Source organism: Holzapfeliella sp. JNUCC 72, assembly GCF_053668685.1.
In genome coordinates, this window is sequence record NZ_CM132220.1 from 1,106,500 (window position 1) to 1,122,716 (window position 16,217).

General features: G+C 35.5%; 18 protein-coding genes and 1 riboswitch. Of the genes, 5 read left to right on the plus strand and 13 right to left on the minus strand.

The features are described from left to right. Positions 1–138: 138 nt before the first annotated feature. Positions 139–1,017: an aldo/keto reductase gene (locus JNUCC72_RS05460; RefSeq protein ID WP_454143614.1), complete on the plus strand. Its 879-nt coding sequence runs from the start codon at positions 139–141 to the stop codon at positions 1,015–1,017. A gap of 34 nt (positions 1,018–1,051) precedes the next feature. Here JNUCC72_RS05460 and JNUCC72_RS05465 read toward each other — a convergent pair whose 3' ends face one another. Beyond that, entirely contained in the window at positions 1,052–1,225 is a 174-nt protein-coding gene (locus JNUCC72_RS05465) for a hypothetical protein (protein WP_454143616.1), read from the minus strand. After that, positions 1,215–1,913, minus strand: a complete 699-nt coding sequence (locus JNUCC72_RS05470) for an NAD(P)H-dependent oxidoreductase (RefSeq protein WP_454143618.1) — start codon at positions 1,911–1,913, stop codon at positions 1,215–1,217. Before JNUCC72_RS05470 ends, JNUCC72_RS05465 begins: the two co-directional genes overlap by 11 nt. A 68-nt stretch (positions 1,914–1,981) precedes the next feature. Further along, positions 1,982–2,157: riboswitch (Lysine riboswitch) on the plus strand. Between the two features lie 148 nt (positions 2,158–2,305). On the opposite strand from JNUCC72_RS05470, the gene JNUCC72_RS05475 reads away from it, so the two are divergent. Then, the gene (locus JNUCC72_RS05475) at positions 2,306–3,853 is read left to right on the plus strand and encodes an ABC transporter permease subunit (protein ID WP_454144731.1); all 1,548 of its coding nucleotides are present in this window, start codon (positions 2,306–2,308) and stop codon (positions 3,851–3,853) included. Then, positions 3,853–4,599 carry an amino acid ABC transporter ATP-binding protein gene (locus tag JNUCC72_RS05480; RefSeq protein ID WP_454143620.1) on the plus strand — a complete coding sequence of 249 codons (747 nt, stop codon included), beginning with the start codon at positions 3,853–3,855 and terminating at the stop codon, positions 4,597–4,599. Before JNUCC72_RS05475 ends, JNUCC72_RS05480 begins: the two co-directional genes overlap by 1 nt. 30 nt (positions 4,600–4,629) lie before the next feature. On the opposite strand, the gene JNUCC72_RS05485 is transcribed toward JNUCC72_RS05480, so the two are convergent. The 5 genes from JNUCC72_RS05485 to JNUCC72_RS05505 all read right to left on the minus strand — a co-directional run bounded on the left by JNUCC72_RS05485 (position 4,630) and on the right by JNUCC72_RS05505 (position 7,872). Then, a complete protein-coding gene (locus tag JNUCC72_RS05485) occupies positions 4,630–5,259 on the minus strand; it encodes a YfbR-like 5'-deoxynucleotidase (RefSeq protein WP_454143622.1) in 630 nt (209 codons plus the stop codon). A 116-nt stretch (positions 5,260–5,375) separates the two neighbouring features. Beyond that, complete coding sequence (locus tag JNUCC72_RS05490; RefSeq protein ID WP_339968592.1) at positions 5,376–5,516, minus strand: hypothetical protein; 141 nt, start codon at positions 5,514–5,516, stop codon at positions 5,376–5,378. A 67-nt stretch (positions 5,517–5,583) separates the two neighbouring features. Beyond that, positions 5,584–6,426 carry a YitT family protein gene (locus JNUCC72_RS05495; RefSeq protein ID WP_454143624.1) on the minus strand — a complete coding sequence of 281 codons (843 nt, stop codon included), beginning with the start codon at positions 6,424–6,426 and terminating at the stop codon, positions 5,584–5,586. A gap of 24 nt (positions 6,427–6,450) precedes the next feature. Next, a complete protein-coding gene (locus JNUCC72_RS05500) occupies positions 6,451–7,350 on the minus strand; it encodes a YczE/YyaS/YitT family protein (protein WP_236692268.1) in 900 nt (299 codons plus the stop codon). A gap of 117 nt (positions 7,351–7,467) precedes the next feature. Then, the gene (locus tag JNUCC72_RS05505) at positions 7,468–7,872 is read right to left on the minus strand and encodes an iron-sulfur cluster biosynthesis family protein (RefSeq protein ID WP_056974106.1); all 405 of its coding nucleotides are present in this window, start codon (positions 7,870–7,872) and stop codon (positions 7,468–7,470) included. A gap of 186 nt (positions 7,873–8,058) precedes the next feature. Here JNUCC72_RS05505 and JNUCC72_RS05510 point away from each other — a divergent pair, with 186 nt between their 5' ends. After that, positions 8,059–9,414, plus strand: a complete 1,356-nt coding sequence (locus JNUCC72_RS05510) for an amino acid permease (protein ID WP_454143626.1) — start codon at positions 8,059–8,061, stop codon at positions 9,412–9,414. Positions 9,415–9,444: 30 nt separating this feature from the next. Here the strand turns inward: JNUCC72_RS05510 and mutY are convergent, their stop codons facing one another. Continuing rightward, positions 9,445–10,524 carry an A/G-specific adenine glycosylase gene (gene mutY / locus JNUCC72_RS05515; protein ID WP_454144733.1) on the minus strand — a complete coding sequence of 360 codons (1,080 nt, stop codon included), beginning with the start codon at positions 10,522–10,524 and terminating at the stop codon, positions 9,445–9,447. A 16-nt stretch (positions 10,525–10,540) separates the two neighbouring features. Then, positions 10,541–12,220 carry an acetolactate synthase AlsS gene (gene alsS / locus JNUCC72_RS05520; RefSeq protein ID WP_454143628.1) on the minus strand — a complete coding sequence of 560 codons (1,680 nt, stop codon included), beginning with the start codon at positions 12,218–12,220 and terminating at the stop codon, positions 10,541–10,543. 139 nt (positions 12,221–12,359) lie between these two features. On the opposite strand from alsS, the gene JNUCC72_RS05525 reads away from it, so the two are divergent. Continuing rightward, entirely contained in the window at positions 12,360–12,776 is a 417-nt protein-coding gene (locus JNUCC72_RS05525) for a MarR family winged helix-turn-helix transcriptional regulator (RefSeq protein WP_454143630.1), read from the plus strand. Positions 12,777–12,812: 36 nt separating this feature from the next. Here JNUCC72_RS05525 and JNUCC72_RS05530 read toward each other — a convergent pair whose 3' ends face one another. The 4 genes from JNUCC72_RS05530 to aroA all read right to left on the minus strand — a co-directional run bounded on the left by JNUCC72_RS05530 (position 12,813) and on the right by aroA (position 16,216). Next, positions 12,813–13,430 (minus strand): carbonic anhydrase family protein, encoded by a 618-nt coding sequence (locus JNUCC72_RS05530; RefSeq protein ID WP_454143632.1) that lies wholly within the window; start codon positions 13,428–13,430, stop codon positions 12,813–12,815. Between the two features lie 103 nt (positions 13,431–13,533). Next, the gene (locus JNUCC72_RS05535) at positions 13,534–14,058 is read right to left on the minus strand and encodes a shikimate kinase (RefSeq protein ID WP_454143634.1); all 525 of its coding nucleotides are present in this window, start codon (positions 14,056–14,058) and stop codon (positions 13,534–13,536) included. Between the two features lie 11 nt (positions 14,059–14,069). After that, positions 14,070–14,921 (minus strand): prephenate dehydrogenase, encoded by an 852-nt coding sequence (locus JNUCC72_RS05540; protein WP_454143636.1) that lies wholly within the window; start codon positions 14,919–14,921, stop codon positions 14,070–14,072. A gap of 5 nt (positions 14,922–14,926) precedes the next feature. Then, a complete protein-coding gene (aroA, locus tag JNUCC72_RS05545) occupies positions 14,927–16,216 on the minus strand; it encodes a 3-phosphoshikimate 1-carboxyvinyltransferase (protein ID WP_454143638.1) in 1,290 nt (429 codons plus the stop codon). Position 16,217: the final 1 nt, after the last annotated feature.

Sequence of the window (16,217 nt, forward strand, 5' to 3'; positions counted from 1 at the left end):
CCTATCAACTTAATATGAATTTTTCGTGATAAATGCTTAAAAGTTTCATGTGAAACAGCTATTTTCTAAACATTTTATTTGAAATTATTAAGCTGAAATGTTTTTATAGAAGTGAAAAATTAAAGGAGGATTTTATTTATGAGTTTCGATTTATCTACACGTATCACTTTAAATAATGGTACAAGTATTCCTCAAATGGGACTTGGTGTTTGGAAATCTAACAACACTCAAGCAAAAGAAGCAGTTATGCTAGGTTTAAAACATGGTTACGAAATGTTTGATACTGCTAAACAATATGGAAATGAACGCGGTGTTGGTGAAGGTCTTGTTGAAGGACTTAAAGCTGTTGGTAAAACCCGCGAAGACATCTTTTTAACAACTAAAATTTTCGGTGGTGACCAAGGTTACCAAGAAACACTTGACGCAATCGATGGTCAATTAGAACGTCTACAAACTGACTACGTTGATTTACTACTTGTTCACTGGCCTGTAACCGGTAAATACGTGGATACATGGCGTGCAGTTGAAGAAATCTACAAAGCTGGTAAAGCTCGTGCAATTGGTGTCTCAAACTTTGATAACGAACGTATGCAAAACTTACTTGATCACGCTACGATTATTCCAGCTGTTAACCAAATGGAATACAATCCACTAATTCAAGAACGTGACATTTTAGCATTCAACCAACAACATGGTATTCATTTACAAGCTTGGTCACCTCTTGGCGGTGGCGCTGTTCTAACTGATCCTGAACTACAAAAAATTGCTGATAAGTACAACAAAACAATTGCTCAAGTTGTTCTACGTTGGAACTTCCAAAGCGGTATTATCACAATTCCTAAATCTGTTCATGAAGAACGTATCCAACAAAATGCTGACATCTTTGACTTTGAATTATCTGCTCAAGATATGCAAAAATTATACAGCATGAACCAAGAAAAACGTTCACTTTGGTACAACGACTTTTCATGGGAAGGCGGCTCAATCAACGAAGCTGTTGAAGAATGGGGCGACTAAACAAAAAAGACTGACAATTGTCAGTCTTTTTTGTTTACCATTGTTCATGGTTCCACAATCTACCATCAAGTTCCCCTTCTGCTAAATCACGGCGAACTTCTAGTTGATGTTGAAATTGATTGAGATAACTCAACAATGCACGTTTTTCATAATTATTTTCGTTCTTTGATGCCTCTTCAATAATGGCCTTCATCCAATCATTCTTCATTGTCCTTCACCTCATCTAGTGCATCTCTTAGATCTTTGTAATCAGTCAATTGTTCATCTATCGTATCAACAACAGCCTGCAATTGAATATTGTCGTTTAAGTTACTATTTTGTCTAATTTTGTTAAGCAAAAATTGACCCTTATCCACAAAACTTGGTTTAATCAATTCCACGTGAATTAAGTAATCAACTAACAATTGGTAGTGTTGTTGTTCATTTAAATAAGCAAACTGATACACAATAAATGGGGTTAGGTAATTAAATCCTAATTCATTTGCAAAAACTTGATAAGGTCTTAAAATCTCATTTAAACTAAATTGTGATTTTTGTCCGGGTTGAAAATCTTTTTGAGGTTGTCCTGTATTGATAACTAAAGATAAACTTTTTCGTTTAAGCTGATTCAATTTTGTTAGCTCATTTATAAATCGATTAGTAAAAATGTCATCTTGCCATTTTTTAAGTGAGTAAGGTGCTGAGTACCAATACAAAGGAAATTGAAAAATAACATGGTCTGCAGCTAAAATATTTTCTTGGTGTTGTTTCCTATTAAATTGTTGGTTTTGCATAATTTGCTCATCTAAAACTGTTACCTCGACTTCAGCGTCTGCTAAAGCGAGCGTTGATTTAAAAAATTGTTGCGTAACAGAATTATTAACATCTGGATGAGAAACAAAAATATGGACTTTCATTGGCTTCCTCCTGGTTTTCGTTGACAATATTCTATTCTAAGGGTATCATATGTAAGTAATTTAATAAGAAATGCAATAGAGGTTGCGATAATCACTATTTAGTTGCGAGTGTGTAGTTCACAAAGACCAGCTAAGGCAGGATTTTATCGCCGAAGAAGACTTGTTGCCTACACAATAATTCTTCTGGGTCTAGTTGGCAAACAACTAGAACTGTCTCAGTTATCTGAGGAGTGCTATTATGTTATTTAATAATCAGTAATTTATTTCATAATGCCTCAAAACCTTTATTTTTTAAAGGTTTTTTTTATTGTGTTAAATCAAAAACATGAAGGAGTAATTTTATGAAAACTTTGAAAGTTAACCCGCTTTTAACTTTCTTTTCAGCTATTATCATGCTTGTTGGATTAGCTAATTTATCCACTAACCAAGTACACGCTGAAGAAAGTGATACATTACGTGTCGGAATGGAGGCTAACTATCCGCCTTACAACTGGACACAACAAGATGATTCCAATGGGGCCGTTAAAATTGACGGAGAATCATTATATGCTAATGGTTATGATGTTCAAATGGCTAAAAAAATTGCCGCTGGACTTGGCAAAAAAAATGTTGTTGTTGCTAAAACACAATGGGATGGACTACTTCCTTCTCTAACTTCTGGCAAAATCGATATGATTATCGCCGGTATGTCACCAACACCCGAACGCCGTCAAGCTATTGACTTTACAAACGCCTACTATACTTCAAATATTGTAATGGTCGTAAATAGTACTGGAAAATACGCCAATGCAACTAGCTTAGCTGACTTCAATGGTGCAAAAATAACTGGACAACTTGGCACTTTCCACTATGACGCTATTAACCAAATCAAAGGTGCCATCAAAGAACCTGCTATGAAAGACTTTTCAGCAATGCGTGTGTCTCTTGAATCAAAAACTATCGATGGTTACGTTTCTGAAAAGCCGGAAGGCATTAGCGTTTCAAGTGCTAATCCAAATCTTAAAATGATTGAATTCAAAAGAGGACAAGGTTTCCATTTAGATCCTTCAGAAACACAAAGTGCAATTGGATTACGTAAAGGTGATTCAAATCTTGAAAAAGTTAACGAAATTCTAGCAACTATTCCCGAAGATGAACGTGATAAAATGATGACAACAGCCGTTCACAGTCAGCCAAAACCTGCGACTGAAGGTAATTGGTTCATCAATATTTGGCAACAATATGGTGCTATGTTACTTCGTGGTACTGCTATGACAGTTTTCATTTCATTAATCGGAACTATCGTCGGTTTCTTCATTGGTTTGTTAGTTGGAATTATCAGAACGATTCCACTTGCTAAATCGCGTGGTAAACGTTGGACGACTAGAGTTGCTAGTTTCCTGGCTTCTGTTTATATCGAACTGTTCCGTGGAACACCGATGATTGTGCAAGCTGCTGTATTCTACTACGGTGCTGCTCAAATGTTTGGGCTTAACTTAGACCGTACTTTAGCTGCTTTAATTGTTGTTTCAATTAACACAGGGGCTTACCTTTCTGAAATCATCCGTAGTGGGATTATTTCAACTGACGAAGGACAATTTGAAGCTGCAAGTGCTTTAGGAATGAATCACTTCCAACGAATGAGAAAAATCATTCTCCCTCAAGCTGTTCGTAACAGTTTACCTTCTGTTGCTAACGAATTCATCGTTAACATCAAAGATACTTCCGTCTTGAGCATCATCTCAGTTTCTGAACTATTCTTCACAGGTTCAACAATTGCTGGACAAAACTTCCAGTTCTTCCACACTTACCTAACAATTACATTTATTTACTTAGTTCTAACCTTTACAATTACACGTATCTTCAGACTTATCGAAAAGAAATTAAATGGTCCTAAAGATTACAATTTAATGGCTAATCAAGAACAAGTGACTTCTAATTCAAGAGAGGTGAAAAACTAATGGCTAACCAAGACTCAATTATTAGTGTTCGTAACTTAGAGAAAAAATTTGGAAATCATCTTGTTTTAAAAGATATTTCACTAGATGTTACACCGGGTGAAGTTGTAACCATTATTGGTTCTTCCGGTTCTGGTAAATCAACTTTACTAAGATGTTTAAACTTGCTTGAAGATCCAACTAATGGCGAAATTAACTTCAAAGGTGAAAACATTTTAGGTAACGGTTTTGAAATTACCAAGTACCGTTCCAAAGTCGGCATGGTTTTTCAATCCTTTAACTTATTCAACAACTTAGACGTTCTTGAAAACTGTATTGTAGGCCAAACGACTGTTCTTGGCCGTTCACGACAAGAAGCTGAAGAAATGGCTATGGAACAACTTAAAAAAGTTGGTATGGATCCTTACATCAAGGCAAAACCTGCTCAACTTTCAGGTGGACAAAAACAACGTGTTGCGATTGCTCGTGCCGTTTCAATGTCACCAGATGTCCTATTGTTCGATGAACCTACCAGTGCGCTTGACCCTGAAATGGTTGAAGACGTGCTTGCTTCTATGAAAGCATTAGCACATACTGGTTTGACTATGATTTTAGTTACTCATGAAATGGCTTTTGCCCGTGATGTTTCTGACCACATTGTTTTCATGGATAAAGGTGTTGTTGCTGAAGAAGGCACACCAGAAGAAATCTTCAATAATCCAAAAGAAGACCGTACAAAAGAGTTCTTAAAACGCTACTTGAATCAATAAAAAAACACCGCTTTAAGCGGTGTTTTTTTATTACTCTAAAATTAAGTTTGTGACTTCCATCACTCTTGTTCTAAATGGAAAGTCTTCTGATAACATTTCAGGTAAAATATTTTCAAAGAAATACTGCACACTATATAAGTGATTAAATTTCTTGATGCTTTGCAAACTTTCACGATAAATTTCCATGAAAACTTCTTGTGGATTGCCTTTTTGAATTTCACCAAATGCTTCATACAATAAGTCCATTTTATCTGAGATTGATAAAATCTGACCTTCTAGCGTATCATCTTTCCCCTCAGATAATCGTCTACGGTAGCGTTCTTGTAATTCTTTTGGGATTTCATTTTGAATAAAGTTTTCGGTCATTGAATCTTCCACATTGGCAATCAACTCGCGTAATTCAGAAGTCGCATATTTAACAGGTGTCTTAATATCACCGATGAAACGCTCTGTATAGTCGTGATTTAAGGCTTTTTCGTATAGCACACGCCAATTAATCGTATGTCCTGAAATCTCCTCTAAATCGCCTAGCATTTGCGCCATTTGTGTCACTCTGAATGAGTGTGTAGACACTGAATGTTGTTGATATTGAAAGTACCCCGGTGCACGATTCAATGTTTCTAAGTTGTTAAGTCCTTGTAAGTAAGCATGCATTCCCATAAAAATATCCTCCTAATTTTTGACAAATTTTTTCTATGTTATCAAATATCAACTTTAAAAACAACTTTTGCTCAAAAAAAAGCGGTGATATATTACTATATCATCGCTTTAGTTTATTAGTCGTTATTTTTTCTTGATTTCAAAAAGTTAATAACATCTAAGTTATCTTGTAAACGTTTTTTCAAGTTTGTACTATTTACTGGACGACGGTCATTACCTACGCCGACGTGCACGTTTGTTCTCTTGTTGTGTCCCATAATATCTCTCCTTATTTTAATCTTTCTAGTCTATAATATAGAAAATCAGGAATAAAATCAAGTATACCTAATCTTTTAATGAAAATCCACCATGAACTTCCGAGGCATTGTAAACTAAAACAAAAGCCTCAGGATCAATATCTTCTAAAATACTTAATAAAGCAAAGTAATCATTATTCTCAATAACCACCATAATCATGCGGTTTTCATCACCACTGTGACCACCTGTTACATCAAATATAGTCGTTGTCGTTCCATAAGCCAAAATAGCTTTTCTTATTTCATTTTCTTTTTCCGTCGACATAATATAAAGCACTTTTTTTCTATCTAGGCCGGTTTCAATGTAATCAATAACAGCAGAAGAAATTACTAACGCTATAGTGGCAACTACAAAGCTTTCAAATCCTGTAACAAAAATATTGAAGAACGTTACGACTAAATCGATTACTAATAAGGTAATGGGTTCTTTAATTCTAAAATACTTTTTCACAATCATTGGTGGCACTGCTGTTCCACCGCTTGAAGCATTGCATCTGTACAATAGGGCTAGCCCAACTCCAAAAATTGCGCCAGAAGCAATTACACTAACAAACGGATCTTTAACTAACATGATTTCTGGTGTCAAAGCCAATCCAATTGGAAGCATTAAGCTACCCAAAGCAATATTTATTGTTGTCTTCTTTCCTAGAAACAGATACGACAAGACCAACATCAATAAGTTTAAAACTAAAACCGTCGCGTAAGTAGGAATTGAAAATACCGCATCTAGTAAAACTGAAACTCCACTAACACCACCCAATGCAATTTTGTGAGGTGCTGCGAAAAGATTAATACTGATTGCAATGATTTCAACACCCACAGCAATCAGGAAAAAACGTATTAGTGTTTTTGTTATTTTATTTTGATTCACTTATTACCATCCTTATTCATATACTTATTCATTTCTGTTTTCACGTTCTTTTTCTAACATCTCATACTGACGTTGAGAATTTTGTGCAACACGTTCAGCATCTTGATAATTTTGCTTAGCAACTTTAATACGGTTTTGCAATTCTTCATCACTAAAACCCGTCATTTCTTTTTGAATTTCAAAGGTTTCTTCATATGATTTTCTAACTGCTTCATAACCAACTTTTGTTGCAGCAACAAGGCGATTCCCTAAACTCTTAGGTGTTGGCTCAGCTGCAAATTCTTTAACATTTCGAACTAGCGGATAACTAACACGTTTATTCCACATGGTAATTAGTGGACCCGCAAAGAAAGCAATAATAATTGTTGCAAATCCCACTGGACCGCCTAAATAAAAAGCGCCTGCCATAAACAATAAATCTTGAATAATACGTGCTACTTTATATTTAATATGAAACTTTTTACTCAAAATAGGAGCTACCGCATCATAGGGAGCAACACCAAGTCCTGGGCCCATATACAATGAACTTCCCAAAGTGAACAGCAATAATCCTATAATTGCAGCAGCAATTGAAACAAAAGTTGAAGTTAAAATAAAGAAGTTACTAAATGATTCATAAAAGAATTGAATTTCAAAACCTACTAAAACCATATTCATTATAGTACCAAACCCGATTTTTTTACGATCAAGCAATACAATAAATATGAATATAATAAAGTTGAAACCAAGTTGAAAGACACCCAAATCTACATTTAATTTAGCAGAAAGACCCGTATTTATTGCTGTGAACGGATCCAATCCAACAGAACCTAATCTCAATATTGCAGCTCCTAAAGACAGCACTGCTATACCTGCAAATGAAACTAGAGATTGTAATACAAATAGCATGATTTTTCTTGTCAGTTTCGGTCGAGAATTATCCAAAATATCAACTTCCTTTTTATTAAATCTATTATTATTTTATCATAAATTGCTTAATATTTCTTTTCGTACTGCAAGATACAAAAAAAACCATGCTCAACGCATGGCTAGTTAATTATTTTAACAAATTTTTGTACCGAACTTTTCCATATCTTTTTTCAACTGGTCGGCATTAGCGGGTTCAGTGTATTCAACTACTGAAACAGCACCATCTAAAATACCGCTATCATCACGTAAAACTAACGCTGCATTTTTATATTCTAAGACCAGTCCATTACCTAAGAAGGCTTCTTCTTCTTTTGACATAGTCAAATCTAAATCAAAATTATTTTCGATAACATTTTGATAGTCATCATCTGGTTGATTACTAAACACAAACTGAAACTTATTTCCTATGGCGCAAGAACCACCCATTTTTGAAAACTTGCTAGAACCATCATCTAATGCCAAGAAAACGTGTCTCTTATCTGATGGTAATTTATCTTTCAAGAAATCTTTTGCTGTATCCTTAATAACTAATTTCATAATTAGCGCCTCACTTTCACAAATATAAGTTGTGTACAACCTTTACATAAGTAATATTACCGGATTGTGTCCTTAAATACAAGCTTTTTTTGCTTATTTTTATTACTTTTTGTAATTGAACATTGTCGGCATTTTTGTTTTCATGTAAAATGAATGAATAAAATATAGTAAGTAGGTGTACGGAACTTGGAAAGAAAATTATCACATCGTCATATGCAGATGATTGCGCTTGGCGGTACAATTGGGGTAGGTTTATTCATGGGAGCCAAATCAACCATTGGTTGGACTGGACCATCTGTTTTAATCGCTTACGCCATTGCCGGATTATTCTTGTACTTAATTATGAGAGCCTTGGGTGAAATGTTATACGTTGACCCTTCTACAGGTTCATTTTCAAAATTTGCTTCTGAATATATTCATCCTGTATTTGGTTATTTAACCGCTTGGAGTAATATTTTTCAATTTATTGTTGTTGGAATGAGTGAGGTTATTGCCATTGGTGAGTATATGGAGTTTTGGTTCCCGGGATTACCTGTTTGGGTTCCTGGTGTAATCGCTATTGCACTTCTAATGATTGCAAACTTAATCTCCGTTAAAATGTTTGGTGAGTTAGAGTTTTGGTTCTCACTAATTAAGGTTGTCACCATCGTCTTAATGATTATCGTTGGTTTAATCTTTATCTTCTTTGGTCTTGCAGGTCATCCTGCGACAGGATTAAGTAACCTTTGGGCACACGGTGGATTTTTCACTGGTGGATTCAACGGATTTATGTTTGCACTAGCCTTGGTGCTTGCTTCATACCAAGGTATCGAGTTAGTTGGGATTACAGCTGGTGAAGCTGAAGACCCACAACCAACTCTTGTGCGTGCTATCAAATCAACAGTTAGTCGCATTTTAATCTTCTACATTGGGGCTATCTTTGTTATTGTTACAATTTACCCATGGAATGGTTTAAACGAAGTTGGTTCACCATTTGTGGCCACATTCGAAAAAGCAGGTATTACATTTGCAGCGGGTATTATCAACTTTGTTGTTCTAACTGCTGCTTTATCAGGTGCTAACTCTGGTATTTACAGTGCTAGCCGAATGTCATATACGTTAGCTAGTGAAAATCAAATTCCAAAAGTATTTAAAAAGTTGAATAGTCATAATGTTCCTTATATCGGCGTTATCACAATTACATTAGGAATTCTTTTAGGTGTATTTTTAAGTGTTGTCATTCCACTATTATTCCCGGGCACTAACAACATTTTTGAACTAGTTTATAGTTCAAGTGTATTACCAGGGATGGTTCCTTGGGTTGTGATTTTAATCAGTCATTTAAGATTTAGAAAACAACATCCTGAACTACTTAAAGACCATCCATTCAAAATGCCACTATCACCATACACTAACTACTTAACACTAGCTTTCCTAGCTGTGACATTGGTGTATATGTTCATTAACCCTGCTACTCGTGCTTCATTACTAGTAGGGGTTGCTTTCTTAATTATTATGACAATTATTTACTTCATTAGATTTAATGATAAAAAAGCAAATTAAAAAAAGACTACTCCTTTGAGTAGTCTTTTTTTATGCTAAAATTTTATTCATTTTCTTTTGTAGAGCTGATAAATTGAGTTGATTCAATTCTTCTGATGTTATCTCAATCAAGCTTCCTTGATTATAACCCACTAAATCTGCAGTTACAAAATTAATTTGCCATTGTTGATGTGTGAATGTATGAACCACTTTTTGATTATCGTCGAATTCAATATTAGTCAAATTAACTGAATAATTTTCTTTAAAATAATCCTTAATCGCTTCTTTTTCAAGATCTGCTTTTTTGACTAATGGAAACATCAAGAAATTAGCTAAAATACCTGATTGTGGTCTTTTTTCTAATAAATAACCGGTTGGGGTTTTGATCACAAAGCTGTAATAAAGTATCTTTTGGGGCGGCTTTTTCTTAGTTTTAACTGGATAATCCAAGTAAGTCCCATCTTGACCACTGGCATCAAATTCATAAACCGGTGACGCTTCAATAATTGGATTTTTTGCTCTCATATAACTAGAACCTAGGTCCATAATTGCCTGATTGAAATCACCTGGTCGATTCGGGTCGATTATTTTTTTGACAATGTCATAAAAGATGGTTTTCGTTTTAGGCTTTGCAATATCATCTTCAATTTTGAGTAGCCTAGCAAAAACACGAAACGCATTACCATCAATAGCAGGCTCTACTTCGCCAAACGAAATTGAGGCAATTGCACAAGACGTATAAGGTCCAATCCCTTTTAGCTTCTCAAGTTCCTTGGCGGTTCTTGGCCATTCTCCTCGATAATCATCTACAACTTGTTGCGCGGCTACTTGCATATTGCGAGCACGTGAATAATATCCTAGCCCTTGCCAAACAGCCATCAGTTCGTCTTCTGGGGCCCGAGCTAAATCAAAAACAGTCGGAAATGCCTTAATGAACTTAAGATAATAGTCGATAACCGTATTCACTTGCGTCTGTTGTAGCATAATCTCACTAATAAAAACATGGTAAGGATCCGTATCTTTTCGCCAAGGTAAATCACGCTTGTTAGCGTCATACCAAGCTAAAAGAGTTTGTCTGAATGCGTCTATTTTTTCATCAGACCACACAATTGGTTGGTAATTTGTTTTAATCTTGTTCACTCCCTTATTAGTTTGTGGTATTTTCAATTAAACTTGTTTTCAGTTGCGTGTTGGCACTGTAATCAACGGGAATCACAATAATAACTGGACCGTTAATGTTGTTAGCTCTATCCAAAGCTTCGGCCAGCTCTTCTTGTGTTGAAACCTTAATCCCCTCAGCTCCAAAAGCCTGTGCATATTTGACATAATCTACAGGGCCAAAGTCAACACCTGAACTTTGATTATACTTGATTTCCTCTTGGAATTTCACCATATCATAAGCATTATCTTCCCAAATCAAATGGATAATATTTGAATTTAATCTGACAGCCGTTTCAAGCTCTTGTCCAGAAAACAGAAAGCCACCATCACCTGAAACAGAAATAATCTTTTTATCAGGGTTTAAAATAGAAGCTGAAATAGCCCAGGGCAAAGCCACACCTAAGGTTTGCATTCCATTACTGAATAATAACTGACGAGGTTGATAACTTCTAAAGTATCTGGCCATCCAAATATAATGGCTACCCACATCTACAGTCACAATATTACTATCATCTGCAAAGTTCTGTAGTGTCTCAATGATTTGAAGTGGGTTAAGTAATGACTTATCTTTGAATTTGAAATCAGGTTCCTCATAGTCAAATTGATAACGCAATTTTTGAATAATTTGACTTGAGGTCTCTTGAATTTTAAGCCCTTCAGGTAGTAAAGTCGCTAGTTTATTAATTGAGTTAGCCAAATCGGTTTTGATAATTAAGTTCGGTTGATATTCGTTAGTAATTTCTGGGTCGACCGTATCAATATTGATAATTTCACGTTCCCCACTTAAATTCCAGTTACGTGCTTCATACTCAACTGGATCATAACCAATTGTAATAACTAAATCACTTTGTTTTAAAACCGTATCACCAATCTGGTTTCTGAATAAACCTACACGACCAAAATAGTTATGCTCATATTTGTGAGATAAAATTCCAGCTGCTTGAAAGGTTTCAACAATTGGAATCGAAAATCGACTTAGTAAGTGGTGCAATGCATCAGTAACACGTTGATCTGATGCCCGCATTCCAGCTAAGATAACTGGAAATTTTGCCTGTTTTATTTTTTCAATTACTTTATTCAACGAAGCAGTTGTCGCTTCTGCATTCTCATCGGGTAAATCAAACTTTTTAATCGCAGGCTTTTCAACAGGAGCTGCTAAAACATCTTGTGGAATCGAAATGAAACTTGCCCCTGCTTTAGGAGAAGTGGCAGTAATATACGCATTAATGAACACTTCTGAAATATTATCTGCCATTTCTACTTCATAACTACTTTTAGTTGCTTCTGATAGTAACTCACGACTTGGAATACTTTGATGAGTCAGTCTTGAAATATCATTTCTAGGAACCTGTCCTCCTAAAGCAATCACAGGGTCACCTTCAGATGTCGCTGTGATTAATCCGGTCGCCAAATTAGAAACACCTGGACCAGAAGTTACTAAAACCACGCCAGGTTTTCCTGTTAATCTCCCAATACCACTCGCCATAAAGGTGGCATTTTGTTCATGACGTGCCACAATTAGCTTGGGCTTGTTTTCATCGGGGTAGTTTTTTAGATCATTAAATAATTGATCAATTTTAGCGCCTGGAATACCAAAAATATAGTCAATACCTTGATTAATCATCGTTTGGATTAAAATATTAGAACCGTTTTTTTCAACTTGCATTAGGATACCTCTTATCTTTATGTTGATTTGTCTACATAATGATAAAACCACTATGTTGATTTGTCAACATAGAAAAATGTTAAATTCGTGTTATAGTTATACCTGTGCATTTTGGCAATTTTAACTGAGGAGATTGATCTTGGAAGATTTAGGAAATTTATCACAATACGTATCTATACTTGCTAGAAAATATTACAACGATACTCACAAACAATGTGCAGAAATCAAACTCAACCCAACAACTGCAAATATTTTGTTGACCATTTATCAAAATCAAGATATTAACAAAAACCAAATTGCTAAAGTCCTCGGACAAGATCGTGCTTTAGTGACACGTGAAGTTAATAAATTGATTGAGATTAATTATATTAATAAAAAAGAAAGCGTTGGTCGTTCGCAAAATCTTGAACTATCTGACCTAGGTTGTAGTTTAATTCCTGATATTCTAAAAATCAGAAACAACTGGTGGGAAAAAAATTTAGCAAGTCTAAGTACAACTGAAAAACAAACTTTTATGAAAACCATGCATCATATTATTGATAACTTAGACGATTAAAAAAGAGCCTTTACAAAAATTGTAGAGGCTCTTTTTTTAAGGCGTAATATGGTAATTGATTTCTCTTTGTTTGAGAGGTTGTTCTTGTCGGTAATTATTCGGGTAACTTTGTTTGATAATCGTTATATCTTCTGGACTAACACTTATCACTTCTTCCATAACAATCCACTTTACTTGTTGTGTAAATGGTGGTGTTGTCAATGAGCCAATATAGCTATAGTAATTCGACTTTTTAGGAAAAAAATCAGCTAAATCAAAGTTCTGCCAGTCATCTTTAAACAACTTAGCAAATTTTGGATTGGCAGTTTTTTGGCTATCTCCTAACAAAGCCACAACGATAATTTCATCACCCTTTTTAAATACAAAGTGAATCTCCATATCGTAATATCGGTGATTGATTAAATGTTCTGAGTGCTCATGAAAGTGAAATCTTTCCAGCCAAAAAGTTTGTTCGTTTAGCTTTAGATAACCACGACTCATAAATTGCTGACCAATGAATTGATCTTGTCTTGACGTAACTTCACTAAAATAAATATTGAGATGTGAACTCGATACTTCATTAGCCTGAACAGATGTTAAAGCAATAGGAGATTGGCATAACACATCTGAGGGCTTTCGCCACTGATTTTGTAATTGATAATCTAAGTGCACCATAAATTTCCTCATTTTTGAATAATTAAGTGATGTGGGGTAGCACTTATCATATCTGAATTTATTCATTCAGCCAATTTTTGACTCTTGAATTAACTGTCATTTATTATGAGCGTAATTTTTGACTATTAAGAACTTCCCTTAGATTCAAAATTTCATCGGCAATCATTTCTGGTGATTTATGATTAGTATCAATAATCAAATCACAAGAGGCATTGTAAACATGGTCCCTTTTTTGCTTGAGGTTATCAAATTCTTGTCGATTAAGTTTTTTAAAGATTGGACGATTTCTGTCATCGCCAATTCGGGCGCGAATTTCAGAGATATCAGCCTCAAGTTTAATGGTTAAGCCATCAGCTTTTTGGATTAGCTGTTGATTTTCAGCTATTGTGGGTGTGCCTCCTCCCGTTGACAAAACCTCATAAGTATTCAATGCCTGCTTTAATAATTTTTGTTCAAGTTGTCGAAATGCCGATTCGCCATACTTTTCAAAATAAGTTGGAATAGACATGTTTGTCTCTTGTTCTATTAGTTCATCTAAGTCACAAAAAGATTGATTACTACTTTTTGCTAGCAGTTTTCCCACTGTTGATTTACCGGTACCCATGAATCCGATTAAAATAATTGGCATGTTGACCCCTCCTATAGCTGTTGTCGAACTTGTTTTGCTTGTTTGATTTTGTTGGTAATCACGGATTGATTATCCGTTGCAATTGCGGTTTTAAACTGGTCAAGCTCTTGTTCAAAGCATTTAATTTGTTTGAGCAATACGTCTTTATTCTCTGAAAAAATGGCTTGCCACATTACTTCATCAGCTTGAGCAATTTCTGTCGTCTTTTTGAATCCATTAGCTGAAGTTTCAAGTCCTACACTTGAATCTTTCAGTTCTTGACTCGCTGTGTTAACCAGTGTTGTCGCTAAAATATGAGGTAAATGGCTCGTTACACCAACCAAATGATCATGCTCCTCAGCCGCCATCACTTTAAAATGGCTATGACTTTCACTGAGAAGATCTTGCAACTGCAAGATTTCTGATTCACTCGCATTTGCATTAATCAAAAAATAGTAAGCATCTAAAAATAAATTTTGTCGCCCATTTTGACTTCCTGTTAAATGCGACCCACTCATCGGATGACCACCAATAAATCGGACTTGTTGATTTTTTTGTGTCATCTTTTTGGCTGCTGCCATAATTGATAGTTTAGTACTTCCAACATCCGTCACAATTGTTTTAGAGTGAAGTTTAAAAGTTGCAATTTGCTCTAGTTGTTTTTTAATGATAGAAACCGGTGTTGCCAAAAAAACGATATCTGCTGTTTTGACGCCTTCATCAAAATCGACAACTTGATCAATCAAATTCGATTGATGCATATAGTCAAGATTTTGAGTAGTCGTATCCTCAGCTAAAATTTTAATTGTCTCATCTTTTTGTCGAATAACACGCGCAATAGAACTGCCAATCAATCCCATTCCGCTAATAAACACCGTTTCCATCCTAATTACCTCATTACTTTTTCTAAATCTTCAAAGAAGTTCGGGTATGAAATCCCCACACACTCTGCATTCTCTAAAGTTAATGGTTCTTTTGACTTTAAAGCCGCAATCGCCAAAGTCATGCCAATACGATGATCATCGTGACTAGCCAATTGCGAATCTTTAACTTCAAGTTCTGGTTGGCCTTCAATCAAAAAGCCATCTGGTAGTTCCTTGATTGCGATTCCTAATTTTTTAAACTCAGTGACTACTGCTGAAATTCGATCAGTTTCTTTTACCCTTAATTCTTTTGCTCCTGTGATTCGACTTATACCTTTAGTAAAACTGCACAATAGTGCAATAACGGGTAACTCGTCAATCATGGCAGGAACATCTTCTTCAGTTAACTCAACTGCACTTAGTTGACTAGTCTTCACTTCGATATCAGCTACAGGTTCGCCACTTAGTAGACGTTGATTGGTTCGCTTTAAGTTAACGCCCATTTTTTCAAGTACATTCAATAACCCTGTTCGCGTTTCATTTAAACTAATGTTTCGAAGCGTTAAATGCGAATGCGGTATGATAGCTGCTGCAATCATAAAAAAGGCAGCAGATGAAATATCACTGGGAACTTCAACTGATTGTGCCTTTAATTTTTTGGGCGGTGTGACCGTAATAGTTGACTCTTTGACTTCAATTGTTCCCGGTGCAAAAGCATTTAAAAGTCGTTCTGTATGATCGCGAGTTTTTTGTTTTTCAATGATTTTTGTTTGACCCTCAGCGAATAATCCAGCCAGAATAACTGCACTTTTAACTTGAGCACTGGCAACGGGCAATTCGTACGCCATTGCTTTAATCTGGCTTCTTTCAATCGTTAATGGTAATTTATCTTGTTCGGACTTAATCTTGGCACCCATTTGTCGCAACGGCTGGCAAACACGATCCATTGGCCGTTTGCTAAGTGATTGATCACCAAACAATGTCGTATCAAAGGGCTGTGCTGCTAAAATTCCCATTATTAACCGTGTCGTTGTACCGGAATTGCCCATATCAAGTGCTTGCTTAGGTTGTTTTAGGCCATCTAACCCAACCCCTGAAACAACGACTTGTTGTTCTGTGTTAGTAATTTCAATACCCATATCTTGGAATGCTTTAAGCGTCGATAAGCAGTCTTGTGATTGCAAAAAATTGTGAATTGTTGTCTTTCCTTCAGCTAGTGCTCCCAGCATAATGGCACGATGTGAAATACTTTTATCACCTGGGACTGTTAATTCACCTGTTAAGCCTTTGGTTATGTTTGTCATCAAATTTTTCATA

Coding starts and splice junctions, on each gene's coding strand:
- JNUCC72_RS05465 (WP_454143616.1), bottom strand. CDS start 1,225: ATGAAGAATGATTGGATGAAGGCCATTATTGAAGAGGCATCAAAGAAC.
- JNUCC72_RS05490 (WP_339968592.1), bottom strand. CDS start 5,516: ATGGGACACAACAAGAGAACAAACGTGCACGTCGGCGTAGGTAATGAC.
- alsS (WP_454143628.1), bottom strand. CDS start 12,220: ATGCAAGTTGAAAAAAACGGTTCTAATATTTTAATCCAAACGATGATT.
- JNUCC72_RS05475 (WP_454144731.1), top strand. CDS start 2,306: ATGCTTGTTGGATTAGCTAATTTATCCACTAACCAAGTACACGCTGAA.
- JNUCC72_RS05480 (WP_454143620.1), top strand. CDS start 3,853: ATGGCTAACCAAGACTCAATTATTAGTGTTCGTAACTTAGAGAAAAAA.
- JNUCC72_RS05540 (WP_454143636.1), bottom strand. CDS start 14,921: ATGGAAACGGTGTTTATTAGCGGAATGGGATTGATTGGCAGTTCTATT.
- JNUCC72_RS05470 (WP_454143618.1), bottom strand. CDS start 1,913: ATGAAAGTCCATATTTTTGTTTCTCATCCAGATGTTAATAATTCTGTT.
- JNUCC72_RS05530 (WP_454143632.1), bottom strand. CDS start 13,430: ATGGTGCACTTAGATTATCAATTACAAAATCAGTGGCGAAAGCCCTCA.
- JNUCC72_RS05535 (WP_454143634.1), bottom strand. CDS start 14,058: ATGCCAATTATTTTAATCGGATTCATGGGTACCGGTAAATCAACAGTG.
- JNUCC72_RS05460 (WP_454143614.1), top strand. CDS start 139: ATGAGTTTCGATTTATCTACACGTATCACTTTAAATAATGGTACAAGT.
- aroA (WP_454143638.1), bottom strand. CDS start 16,216: ATGAAAAATTTGATGACAAACATAACCAAAGGCTTAACAGGTGAATTA.
- JNUCC72_RS05505 (WP_056974106.1), bottom strand. CDS start 7,872: ATGAAATTAGTTATTAAGGATACAGCAAAAGATTTCTTGAAAGATAAA.
- JNUCC72_RS05485 (WP_454143622.1), bottom strand. CDS start 5,259: ATGGGAATGCATGCTTACTTACAAGGACTTAACAACTTAGAAACATTG.